This is a genomic window from Curvibacter gracilis ATCC BAA-807 (assembly GCF_000518645.1).
Lineage (GTDB): Bacteria > Pseudomonadota > Gammaproteobacteria > Burkholderiales > Burkholderiaceae_C > Curvibacter > Curvibacter gracilis.
In genome coordinates this window covers 432,846-445,144 of sequence record NZ_JADZ01000005.1, presented here as the reverse complement: position 1 = coordinate 445,144, position 12,299 = coordinate 432,846, and the positions used below count along the sequence as shown (strand labels likewise).

The 12,299-nt window shown below is 66.5% G+C and carries 6 protein-coding genes and 1 pseudogene; 6 read left to right on the top strand and 1 reads right to left on the bottom strand.

Annotated elements, in window-relative coordinates:
- Positions 1-581 (top strand): branched-chain amino acid ABC transporter substrate-binding protein (locus L880_RS0104725; RefSeq protein WP_027474688.1); only part of this gene is annotated, 581 nt, incomplete at its 5' end.
- Positions 582-662: 81 nt separating this feature from the next.
- Here L880_RS0104725 and L880_RS31655 read toward each other — a convergent pair.
- The gene (locus L880_RS31655; RefSeq protein WP_043328452.1) at positions 663-974 is read right to left on the bottom strand and encodes a hypothetical protein; all 312 of its coding nucleotides are present in this window, start codon (positions 972-974) and stop codon (positions 663-665) included.
- Positions 975-1,358: 384 nt separating this feature from the next.
- On the opposite strand from L880_RS31655, the gene L880_RS0104715 reads away from it, so the two are divergent.
- The 5 genes and pseudogenes from L880_RS0104715 to L880_RS0104700 all read left to right on the top strand — a co-directional run bounded on the left by L880_RS0104715 (position 1,359) and on the right by L880_RS0104700 (position 12,206).
- Positions 1,359-2,504 (top strand): FIST signal transduction protein, encoded by a 1,146-nt coding sequence (locus tag L880_RS0104715; RefSeq protein WP_027474687.1) that lies wholly within the window; start codon positions 1,359-1,361, stop codon positions 2,502-2,504.
- Positions 2,504-6,004 carry a response regulator gene (locus L880_RS31650; protein ID WP_084461004.1) on the top strand — a complete coding sequence of 1,167 codons (3,501 nt, stop codon included), beginning with the start codon at positions 2,504-2,506 and terminating at the stop codon, positions 6,002-6,004. Before L880_RS0104715 ends, L880_RS31650 begins: the two co-directional genes overlap by 1 nt.
- Before the next feature lie 83 nt (positions 6,005-6,087).
- A pseudogene (locus L880_RS34215) lies at positions 6,088-9,501 on the top strand (response regulator); the annotation flags it as partial.
- Between the two features lie 147 nt (positions 9,502-9,648).
- Positions 9,649-10,725, top strand: a complete 1,077-nt coding sequence (locus tag L880_RS36275) for an HD-GYP domain-containing protein (RefSeq protein WP_245614952.1) — start codon at positions 9,649-9,651, stop codon at positions 10,723-10,725.
- Between the two features lie 125 nt (positions 10,726-10,850).
- Entirely contained in the window at positions 10,851-12,206 is a 1,356-nt protein-coding gene (locus L880_RS0104700; protein ID WP_027474686.1) for an LLM class flavin-dependent oxidoreductase, read from the top strand.
- Positions 12,207-12,299: the final 93 nt, after the last annotated feature.

Below are 12,299 nucleotides of genomic sequence, written 5' to 3'. Positions count from 1 at the left end.
TGTTCAAGAAGATCGCTGCCAGCAAGGGCATCACCGTGGTGGACGAGCAGTTCACCACCGACAAGGCCACCGACTTCATGGCCATCCTGACCTCGATCAAGGCCAAGAACCCGGACGGCATCTTCTTCGGTGGCATGGACCCGCAAGGCGGCCCGATGCTGCGCCAGATGGAGCAACTGGGTCTGGGCAACGTGAAGTACTTCGGTGGTGACGGCATCTGCACGTCCGAGCTGGCCAAGCTGGCCGCCGGTGCCAAGACGCTGGAAAACGTGGTGTGCGCCGAAGGCGGTGCCTCGCTGTCGAAGATGCCTGGCGGCGAAGCCTGGAAGAAGCGCTACGACGCGAAGTACCCCAACCAGTTCCAGGTGTACAGCCCGTACACCTACGACGCGACCTTCGTGCTGGTTGACGCGATGAAGCGTGCCAACTCGGTGGACCCGAAGGTCTACACCCCGAAGCTGATCGAAACCAACTTCCAGGGCGTGACCGCCAAGATCGCGTTCGAGCCCAACGGCGAACTGAAGAACCCGGCCATCACCCTGTACACCTACAAGGATGGCAAGAAGACCGCTCTGAACTGATCGCCCACGATCTTCAGCGGCTTTCGCCACACTCAAAAAGCCACCTTCGGGTGGCTTTTTTTCTGCTGGGGCGGGCGATGTTCAACGCTGCGGTGGTGGGCCCGAGGGGCGCGCCGGGCGGCAGGCCAGCACGCCGGTCGTGCTGGATGTGCTGGAGCTGTTGCTGCCAGGGGGGCCTTCAGGCGGGCTGTCGCAGGTGCCGCTCAAGGTTTCGTTCTGGCGCCCGGTGAAGCTGCAACTGGCGCCCGAGGTCTTGCCCTTGCAGGCCGCCACGGCTTCGGCCGGCGGGCCACCGCGCGGCGGGGCTCCCCCGCCGTCAGAGGGCTGGGCCTGGGCCAGGCTGGCGGTGCCCAGTGCCCAGGCGATGGGGAGCCAGAAGGGGAAGTGTTTCAAGGTGCATGTCCTCCGTGATGAAGGCTTGATGGTGCGTGGGCCATGTCGCGCCTTGTTGGCTTGTTGGTGGCTGGGCGGTAAAGCCCGATCGCCTGAAAAGCAAGGCGCTCAGGGTGGATTCAAGCGGTTTCCCGGTTCGGCAGTGGTTATCATATGAATCAGTAAAATTGATTCAAAAAACATTGAAAAATCAAATAAATGATTTTTCGCGGGCTGTCCAGCCCTTGGATCAAGTTCATCCAGTTTCGTTGTCGGCCCGTGGTTGAAATAGGTCTGGACGCAGCTTGCACAAGGCATTTTTCCTTGTTCTTATGGTTACAGTTGATGCGGCTTGGCAGGCCCGCTACCGTGTGGCGCGGGTGAGAAATTTCTAGGAGTAGGCATATGCGTGTTCAGCAGGTGATCCTGACGACTGCCCTGGATTGGGGGCCCCTGGAAGCTCTGCGTGAGTTGGACCCGGATGGGGTGCTGGTGTTTGGTGCCGTGTCCTGGTTCGAGCAGGGCGGGCTGCATCAGGCCCTGCGGGAACGTTTTCCGAGAGCGCGGCTGTTGGGTTGTTCGACAGCCGGTGAAATCTCCCGCGAGGGTGTGTCAACAGGTGCCTGTGTGGTCACCGCCTTGAAGTTCGAACGCACCCGCCTGCGCAGCATCACCTTGCCGGTGCCCGGCATGCAGGATTCCCATGCGGCCGGTCAAGGCTTGGGTCAGGCGCTGGCAGCGCCTGATTTGCAGGCCGTGCTGGTCTATGGGCCGGGCGTGGCGGTCAATGGCAGTGCCCTGGTGGCGGGCTTGAGCCAGGGTCTGGGGCGATCGGTGCCGATCACGGGTGGCCTGGCCGGCGACGACGGGGCCTTTGTGAGAACCTGGGTGCTGGGCGATGAGGGCGTCTCCGATCGCAACGCCGTGGCCCTGGGCCTGTACGGGACCAGCCTGCGACTTGGGCACGGGTCCTATGGCGGGTGGCTGCCGTTCGGCCCGGTGCGTCGCGTGACGCGTGCCGAAGGCAATGTGTTGCAAGAGCTCGATGGCGAGCCTGCGCTCACCATCTACAAGCGTTACCTGGGCGAGCACGCCAAGGGTTTGCCCGCCTCGGGTCTGCTTTTTCCTTTTCTGATGGAAGATGCCCAGTCGGGCGCTCAAGGCCTGATCCGGACAATTCTGGGCATTGATGAAGTCAACGGCAGCCTGACCCTGGCGGGCGATGTCCCCCAAGGTGCCCAGCTCAAGCTGATGCAGGCCAGCACCGACCGGCTGATCGATGGCGCCGAACATGCCGCCGAAGCGGCCCTGGCCTTGGCCCCGCCGGCGGATGTGCTGGCCATCCTGGTCAGCTGCGTGGGGCGCAAGCTGGTCATGGGCAGCCGGGTCGATGACGAGGTCGAGGCGGTGGGCGATGTGCTGGGGCCGCAACCCGTGCTGGCCGGCTTTTATTCCAATGGCGAGATCTGTCCCGTGGGTGAAGCGGGACCCTGCCAATTGCACAACCAGACCATGACCATCACCACGATGGGTGAAGCATTGGAGATTTGATGCACCGTGGACTCCGGCGCCAGTTGAAGCGCCAACTTGGAATCGACGACGAACAGGCCTGGGAAGACTGCCTGGCGCAGTTGCAGGCGCTCGCGCCGGGCCTGCCCGCGCCCCTGGGCCAGGTGCTGCGGGGCCTGGGTCCCTTGCTCCAGCAAGTCGACGCGTCTTATGACCAGTATGAACGCGATCTGGAACTGCGCACCCGCAGCCTGATGCTGAGTTCGGACGAAATGGATGCGGCCAACCTGCGCCTGCGCCAGGAGTTGTCCAGTCGCGACCGGGCCATCGAATCCCTGCACACCACGGTCAGCAACCTGCTGCCCGATGTGGCGGGTCAGGTCAACGTCGACATGAGCCTGGAATCCTTGTCCTTGCTGCTGTCCGACCTGGTGTCGCAGCGGGAAGCCAGCCGCCGTGAGCGCGACAACCAGCAGTTTGCCGTCGACCAGCATGCCATCGTCAGCGTCACCGATCTCAAGGGCGTGATCCTGCACGCCAACGACAAGTTCTGCGAGATCAGTGGCTACCGACGTGACGAGCTGGTGGGCCGCAACCACCGCATCGTGAAGTCAGGGCTGCATCCGGCCTCACTTTATGAGTCGCTGTGGCACACCATCTCCAGTGGCCAGGTCTGGAAGGGCGAGTTGTGCAACCGGGCCAAGGATGGCTCCAACTACTGGGTTTCGGCCACCATCGTGCCTTCGCTGGACGCCGACGGCATGCCCTACCAGTACGTGGCGATCCGCACCGACATCACCCGCCGCAAGCAGATTGAGGCCTCGCTGGCCGAGGCCGCCAGCCGCCTCGAGTTGGCCACCAGCTCGGCCGGTGTGGGCGTCTGGGGTTGGGACGTCAATACCAAGAAGATTTGGCTCGATCAGCAGATGGCCAAGCTGTTCCAGGTCGATCTGAGCCAGTTCAGTGGTGAGTACCTCGAGCTGGCACGGCGCCTGCACCCGGACGACCGAGACCGGGTGGTGGACGAGTTCAACCAGGCCTTGCGCAACGGCAAGGGTTTGCGCACCGAGTTCCGGGTGGTCTGGGCCGATGGGACCGAACGGTATCTTCGTTGTGCCGCCACCCTGACGCGGGGCAGCGATGGGCGCCCGTCGCAGATGGTGGGGGTCGACTTCGACATCACCAGCCTGCGCCTGGCCGAGCTGGAAATGCGCCTGGCCAAGGAGCAGGCCGAGGCCGCCAACCGCTCGAAGAGCGAGTTCCTGGCGAACATGAGCCACGAGATCCGCACGCCGATGAACGCGGTGCTGGGGATGTCGCACCTGCTGCTGCAGACGCCGCTGGACCGCAAGCAGACGGACTATGTGAGCAAGATCCAGCACTCGGGGCAGCACCTGCTGGGGATCATCAACGACATTCTGGATTTTTCGAAGGTGGAAGCGGGCAAGCTCGATGTGGAGCACATCGAGATGGACCTGGAGAAGGTGCTGGAGAAGGTGGGCAGCCTGGTGGGGGAGAAGGCCCAGGCCAAGGAGCTGGAGCTGCTGTTCGACGTGGCACCCGACGTGCCCACGCTGCTGGTGGGCGACCCGCTGCGGCTGGGGCAGGTGCTGATCAACTACGCCAACAACGCGGTGAAGTTCACGGAGCGTGGCGAGGTGACGATCCAGGTGAGAAAGCGCGAGGAGAGCGAAGGGGAGGTGCTGCTGTACCTGGCGGTGCGGGACACGGGCATTGGCTTGAGCGAAGAGCAGAAGGACCGCTTGTTCGAGAGCTTCCAGCAGGCGGATTCGTCGACGACGCGCAAGTACGGAGGCACGGGGCTGGGGCTGGCGATCAGCAAGAGGCTGGCGGCGCTGATGGGCGGCGAGGTGGGGGTGGAGAGTGAACTGGGTCAGGGCTCGACCTTCTGGTTCACCGCCCGCCTGCGCAAATCGACCCTGGTGCCAGCGCTGCATGAACCACTGCCCGACGTGCGCGGCAAACGCGTGCTGGTGGTGGACGACAACCCCCGCGCACGCGAACTGCTGAGCCAGCAGCTCACCACCCTGAGTTTTCAGGTGCTGCAGGCGGCCACGGCCGCCGAGGCGCTGGCGCTGCTGCGCCAGACCGGCCCGGAGGCCGCCATCGACCTGGCCTTTCTGGACTGGAAGATGCCGGACGTGGCGGGCATCGACCTGGCACGCCAGATCCGGGCGCTGGGCAGCACCGTGGCACCCCGCCTGGTGCTGGTCGCCAGCCATGGCCGCGAAGACCTGCGGCCCGCCGCACGCGAGGCGGGCATCGATGCGCTCATCGTCAAGCCGGTCAATCCGTCCCTGTTGTTCGACACCTTGATCAGCCTGCTGGGGTCGCCGGGCGCGGCGCGCCGTCGCCAGCGACGGGCCCAGGCCCATTGGGCTGGCACCAGCCAGGACCTGTTGCCGGTGCGCGGGGCCCGTGTCTTGCTGGTGGAGGACAACGACCTCAACCAGGAGGTGGCCGCGGGCATTCTGCGGCTGGCCGGCCTGATGGTCGACATTGCGGGCAATGGCCAGATCGCCCTCGACAAGGTGGCTCAGAACGCTTACGACCTGGTGCTCATGGACATGCAGATGCCGGTCATGGATGGCATCACGGCCACCTTGGCCATCCGCCAGCGTGAAGAGTGGCAACACCTCCCCATCGTGGCCATGACGGCCAACGCACGCGACAGCGACCGCGAACGCTGCCTGCAGGCCGGCATGGTCGATTTCGTCACCAAACCGATCGAGCCCGAGGAGTTGGGGCGTGTGCTGCTGCGTTGGATTCCGGACAAATCCGGTGCCCATGACAGTTCCGGTGCTGGTGCCGAACCGGGCCCCGGTTCGGACGAGGGCGTGGCCGCCCCCGCCCCTGCACCTGCTGGGGCTGCGGGTCAGGCAGAGGCTTCTGCCGGGCCCTCGCTGCTGGAGCGTGCCGTGCTGCAGATCCCGGGGCTGGATGTGGGCCAGGGCCTGCGCCGCGTGATCGGCAGCATTCCGCTGTACCTGTCGCTGCTGCGCAAGTTCGTCAGCGGCCAGCGCGACGTGCCCGACCAGATCCTGCAGGCCCTGGACCAGCGCGACTGGGAGCGCGCCGAGATCCTGGCCCACACCCTCAAGGGCGTGGCCGGCAACATTGGTGCCACGGGCCTGCAGCAACTGGCCACCGAACTCGATGCCCTGGTGAGCGAACGGGCCGATCCCGATGCGGCCCTTGAACTGACCGGGCGGCTCAAGTCGCAGCTGACCGTGGTGGTGCAAGGCATCGAGTCGCAGCTGTCGCCTGCTGTCCCGGCCGCCCCGGCGCCGGCGCCAACACCCGCCGTGGACGAGGCCGCCCGCCAGCAGGCGCGCCAGCTGTGGCAACGCCTGGAGGCCTTGCTGGCCGACGACGACCCCGATGCCGCCGAACTGCTGGCCCAGCATGGCGACCTGTTCAAGCGTGAGCTCGGGTCGGCCTACCGGGCCCTGGAGGCCGGCATCCGTGGCTTTGACTTTCCGGCGGCCTTGCAGGCCCTGCGCGGCGCGGCGGCACCATGACCCAGCCCGCCGGCCCGACTTTGACGAATTTGCGGCGCAGCCTGGTGGCCAGGCGCGCGCGCCCGACATGACTGGTTGTACCCATGCAAGCTCCTGCATTACCTCCTGACGAGACCCTGCGCTTGGCCGCCTTGCGCGGCACGGGCCTGCTCGACACGCCGCGCGAAGAACGCTTTGACCGCCTCACCCGGATGGCTCGCCTGCTGTTGGGCGTCAAGATTGCGGTGGTGTCGCTGGTCGACAGCGAACGCCAGTGGTTCAAATCCTGTGATGGCCTGGATGCCGAGGCCACCCCACGCGATGTGTCCTTCTGCGGCCACACCATTCTCCAGCCCGAGATCTTTGAAGTCCCCGATGCCTTGCTGGACCCGCGCTTTGCCGACAACCCCCTGGTGCTGGGGCCGCCCCACATCCGCTTTTATGCGGGGGCCCCGTTGCGTTCCCCCGAAGGGCTGCGCCTGGGCTCGCTGTGCGTGATCCACGACGAGCCGCGGCAGCTCGACCCGGGGCAGCGCCGCACCCTGCGCGACCTGGCGGACCTGGTGGAGCAGGAAATCAATCAGCAGGCCCTGCGTGAGCGCACCGAGGCCCTGCAGCGCGCCCGCTACCTGGGCGAGGTGCTGGTCGATACCCAGGCCTTGTTCATCCGCGATGCCGATCGCTCCAGCGTGTTCGAGAACCTGCTGAGCCAGTTGCTGGAGCTGACCGAGAGCGATGTCGGCTTCCTGGGCGAGGTCTACAAGCTGGGCGATGATTTCCCCAGCCTGCAGATCCAGGCCATCCACGGCCTGCAAAGCCACGCGCCCTCCACCCAGATGGTGGACATCGGCCTGGAGGCGGACCCCTTCAGTGCTGACCTGAAAAGCCTGCAACGCGTGTTTGCCAGCGTGCTGTCGGACGGCCAGCCGCTGCTCAGAGAGCAGGGGCCTGCCACGGGGGACGAACTGGTCTGGGGCGATGCGCGGCTCAGTGCCTTTCTGGCCGTGCCCATCCACCATGGCGGCGACCTGGTGGCCCTGTTGGGCGTGGGCAAGCTGCGCAACACCTACGATCCAGGCCTGACCGACTTTCTGCGCCCCTTGCTGGTCACCATCGGCCAGCTCATCGAAGCGGCGCGCATCCAGACCGAGAACACGCGCATCCAGCGCGAACTGACGCGGCTGTCCCGGGTGGCGAGCGAGACCACCAACGGCGTGATCATCACCAACGTCCGCGGCGAGATCGACTGGGTCAACGATGGTTTCACCCGCATCACCGGCTACCGCCTCGAAGAAGTGCGCGGCCTGCGTCCGGGCCACTTTCTGCAAGGGCCTGACACCGACCTGGGCACGGTGGCCCACATGCGCCGCTCGCTGCGGGCCGGGCAGGGCTTTCGGGTGGACCTGCTCAACTACGCCAAGTCGGGGGCTCCTTATTGGATCGACATCAGCTGCAACGACCTGCGTGACAGCGCCGGCGTGTTGCAGGGCTTCATGGCCATCGAGACCGATATCACCGAGAGCAAGCGTGACGAGCAGGCCCTGATCCAGGCCCGCACCGAGGCCGAGACCGCCAACCGCTCGAAGAGCGAGTTCCTGGCGAACATGAGTCACGAGATCCGAACGCCGATGAACGCGGTGCTGGGGATGTCGCACCTGCTGCTGCAGACGCCGCTGGACCGCAAGCAGACGGACTATGTGAGCAAGATCCAGCACTCGGGGCAGCACCTGCTGGGGATCATCAACGACATTCTGGATTTTTCGAAGGTGGAAGCGGGCAAGCTCGATGTGGAGCACATCGAGATGGACCTGGAGAAGGTGCTGGAGAAGGTGGGCAGCCTGGTTGTCGAGAAGGCCCAGGCCAAGGAGCTGGAGCTGCTGTTCGATGTGGCCCCCGACGTGCCCACGCTGCTGGTGGGCGACCCGCTGCGGCTGGGGCAGGTGTTGATCAACTACGCCAACAACGCGGTGAAGTTCACGGAGCGTGGCGAGGTGACGATCCAGGTGAGAAAGCGCGAGGAGAGCGAAGGGGAGGTGCTGCTGTACCTGGCGGTGCGGGACACGGGCATCGGCTTGAGCGAAGAGCAGAAGGACCGCTTGTTCGAGAGCTTCCAGCAGGCGGATTCGTCGACGACGCGCAAGTACGGAGGCACGGGGCTGGGGCTGGCGATCAGCAAGAGGCTGGCGGCGCTGATGGGCGGCGAGGTGGGGGTGGAGAGTGAACTGGGTCAGGGCTCGACCTTCTGGTTCACCGCCCGCCTGGGCAAGAGCAGCGAGCAACGCAACCTGCCCCAGCCCGAACCCGATCTGCGCGGCAAGAAGATGCTGGTGGTGGACGACAACGCCCGCGCCCGCGAGATCCTCAGCCAGATGCTGCGCCAGCAGACCTTTGTGGTGCACGAGGCCGCCTCGGGCGAAGAGGCGCTGCTGCTCATCCAGCAGCACGACGATGACAAGACCCCGTTTGAACTGGTCTTCCTCGACTGGAAGATGCCCGGCCTCAACGGCCTGGCCGTGGCCGACCAACTGCGGCGCCAGGTCTTGCGCAAGGCCCCGCGCTGCGTGCTGGTGGCGGCCGACAACAACGACGACATCCGCATGGAGGCCTTTGGCGCCGGTGTGAATGCCGTGATGCTCAAGCCCGTGAACCCCTCGGTGCTGTTCGACACGGTCATGCAGGTGCTGGGCAGCCGCACGCTGCGCAAGGTGGCCTCGGCCGTGGCCGCCTCGCGCGAGATGGGCCAGAGCCCGCAGCCGCAGGCCCTGGAGCGCCTGCGCGGTGCGCGCGTGCTGCTGGTCGAGGACAACGACATCAACCAGGAGGTGGCCGCCGGCATGCTGCGCCTGTCAGGCCTGGTGGTGGACATCGCCGAGAACGGCCAGGAGGCCCTGGACCAGATCCGGCGCAGCGAGTACGACATCGTGCTGATGGACATGCAGATGCCGGTCATGGATGGTGTGACCGCCACCCAGGAGATCCGCAAGCTCGACGAGTACCAGCATGTGCCCATCGTGGCCATGACGGCCAACGCCCGCCAGACCGACCGCGAGTTGTGCCTCACCGCCGGCATGGTCGACTTCATCACCAAGCCGATCGAACCCGATGATCTGTGGCGTGCCCTGCTGCGCTGGATTCCGAGCCGGGGCGAGGCCGAAGGGGCACGCCCGCCCGAGGCCAGCGAGAGCCGCAGCGGCCTGGTGGGCAGCGCCGTGCTGCAGATCCCGGGCCTGGATGTGGCGCAGGGCCTGCGTCGCGCCATCGGCAACATCCCCTTGTACCTGTCGCTGTTGCGCCGCTTCGTGGCCGGGCAACGCAGCATGGGCGACGAGATCCTGGCGCTGGTGCAGGCCCAGGACTGGAGTGCCGCCGAAATGGTGGCCCACACCCTCAAGGGGGTGGCCGGCAACATCGGGGCCCACGGCCTGCAGGGCCAGGCCGGCCGCCTTGAAGAGGCCGTGCGCGAGCCCGCGCGCCGCCCTGACGCGGCGGCCCTGGCGCAGGTGCTGGCCCGTCAACTGGCCGAGCTGATCGCCGGCATCGAGGCCCAGTTGTCGCCGCAGCCCCAGGCCGTGCCAGTCGCCGCCGTGGCGCCCAACCCCGCCCCGGCGGCCCAGCCGACCCCGCCGACTTCGGCCGCAGGCCCCGAAGCCAGCACCGAGCGTCCGGTGGTGCTGGTGGTGGACGACACACCCGAGAACCTGTCGCTGATGAGCGCCGTGCTCAAGGACCACTACAAGGTGCGCGTGGCCAGCAAGGGCGAGCGCGCCTTGCAGATCGCCCAGGCCAGCCCGGCGCCCGACATCATCCTGCTCGATGTGATGATGCCCGAGATGGATGGCTACGAAGTCTGCCGCCGCCTCAAGCAAGACCCGCGCAGCGCCCACATCCCGGTGCTGTTCCTCACGGCCAAGACCGACATCGAGTCGGAGTCGGCGGGCTTCAAGGTGGGCGGCGTGGACTACATCGCCAAGCCCATCAGCCCGCCGGTGGTGCTGGCCCGCGTGCAGGCGCAGCTGCAGCTCAAGCGCATGGCCGACTTCCTGCGTGACAAGAACGGCTTTCTCGAAGAAGAGGTGGGCAAGCGCACACGCGAACTCTCGGCCATGCAGGACGTCACCATCCTGGCCATGTCCTCCATGGCCGAGACCCGCGACAACGAGACCGGCAACCACATCCTGCGCACCCAGCGCTATGTGCGTTGCCTGGCGCAGAAGCTGCAGGCCCTGCCCAAGTACGCCCCGGTGCTGACCGATGCCTACATCCACCTGCTGTACAAGTCGGCGCCGCTGCACGACATCGGCAAGGTCGGCATCCCCGACCGCATCCTGCTCAAGCCCGGCAAGCTCACGCCCGAAGAGTTCGAGATCATGAAGACCCACACCACGCTGGGTTACCAGGCCATCGAACGCGCCGAAAAATCCATGGACATGCACCTGCCCTTTCTGCAGCCAGCCAAGGAGATTGCGCTTTACCACCAGGAGAAATGGGACGGCTCAGGCTACCCCGAAGGCCTGGTGGGCGAGGCGATTCCGCTGTCGGCACGCCTGATGGCGATTGCCGATGTGTACGACGCGCTGATCAGCCGGCGCGTCTACAAGGGCGCCATGAGCCACGAAGAGGCCATGATCATCCTGCGCCAGGGCCGCGGCACGCACTTCGACCCCGAGGTGTTCGATGTCTTCCTGGAGGTCGAGGCCGACTTCCGGCGCATCGCGATCAGCCTGTCGGATGGGGACCATTGACGGCGGCGGGGCAGGGCGGGTGCGTTTTCTGAGGATGCAAATTCGGAAAGCTTTGTTGGCCTGAGGGCGGGCCTCCGGTGCAATCAGGGCCTCGGCCGCTGGCCGCCACCTGCATAGCACCCACCATGACCGCACCTGCTGCCCGCCCGCCCCGTCAACTGCACATCAACCTCAATGCCTTGCACTCGGGCTTTCTGCCCTCGGCCTGGCGCGTGGCCGAGGCCGATCCCAAGGCCTTCATCGATGTGCAGCATTACATCCGGGCGGCCCAGCTGGCCGAGCTGGGCACGTTTGACGCCATCTTCCTGGCCGACAACGCGGCCATCGTCGACCAGATTGACTTCCGCCCCATCACCGCACTCGAGCCCACCGTGCTGCTGGCCAGTGTGGCCGCGGCCACGCGCCGCATCGGCGTGATCGGCACGGCCTCCACCAGCTACAACGAGCCCTACAACATCGCACGCCGCTTTGCCACGCTCGACCACGTGAGCGGCGGGCGCGCCGGCTGGAACATCGTCACCACGGCCGATCTGCCCTCGGCGCGCAACTTCGGGCGCGATGCCGTGCCCGAGCATGCCCAGCGCTACCGCCGGGCTGCTGAGTTCACCGAGGTCGTCAAGGCCTTGTGGGACAGCTGGGACGATGACGCCTTCGTGGGCGACAAGGACTCGGGCCGCTTTGTCGACACCGACAAGGTGCACCCCATCCACCACCAGGGCGAGTTCTACTCGGTGCAAGGCGCCCTGAACCTGCCGCGCAGCCCGCAAGGCCGCCCGGTGCTGGTGCAGGCCGGCGGCTCGGCCGATGGGCGTGAGCTGGCGGCCCGCCATGCCGAGGCGGTGTTCTCGGCCTCGCAATCCTTCGAAGAATCCCTGGCCTATGGGCGTGAGCTCAAGAGCCGGGCCGAGGCGCTGGGCCGCGGCCCCGATGCCGTGAAGGTGCTGGCAGGCCTGACCACCATCATCGGCAGCACCGAGGCCGAGGCCCTGCGCCGCCGCGACGAACTGGTCGACCTGATCCCCTGGCGCTACAGCCTGAACCGCCTGGCCGGCACCCTGGGCATCAGCGCCGACCGCCTGAAGCTCGACGAGCGCCTGCCCGAGAACCTGCCCCTGCCCGGTGGCGGCAACGGCAACCACACCTTCTTCAACTTTGTGCGTGCCCTGGCCACCCGCCACAACTACACGGTGCGCGAGCTGATCCGGGCCCTGGCCGGCGGCGGTGGCCACCGCGTGATCGTGGGCACGCCCGAGCAGATCGCCGACGACATCGAGCATTGGTTCCGCGCCGGGGCCGCCGATGGTTTCAACCTGATGCCCGATGTGCTGCCCGGCGGCCTGCAGGACTTTGTCGATGGTGTGGTGCCGCTGCTGCGCCAGCGCGGCATCTTCCGTCACGCCTACGAAGGCAGCACCCTGCGCGAGCACCTGGGCCTGGCCCGGCCGGCGGTGGAGCGCCGCCCGCGCCTGCAGGCCGCCTGAGACCCCGAGCGGCGGGGCCTTGCCCCCTGCATTTTTTGACCGCAGCGGAGCCTTGGGGCCCCGCTGTTGGCTTTGTCACGTTTTTTCAACCCA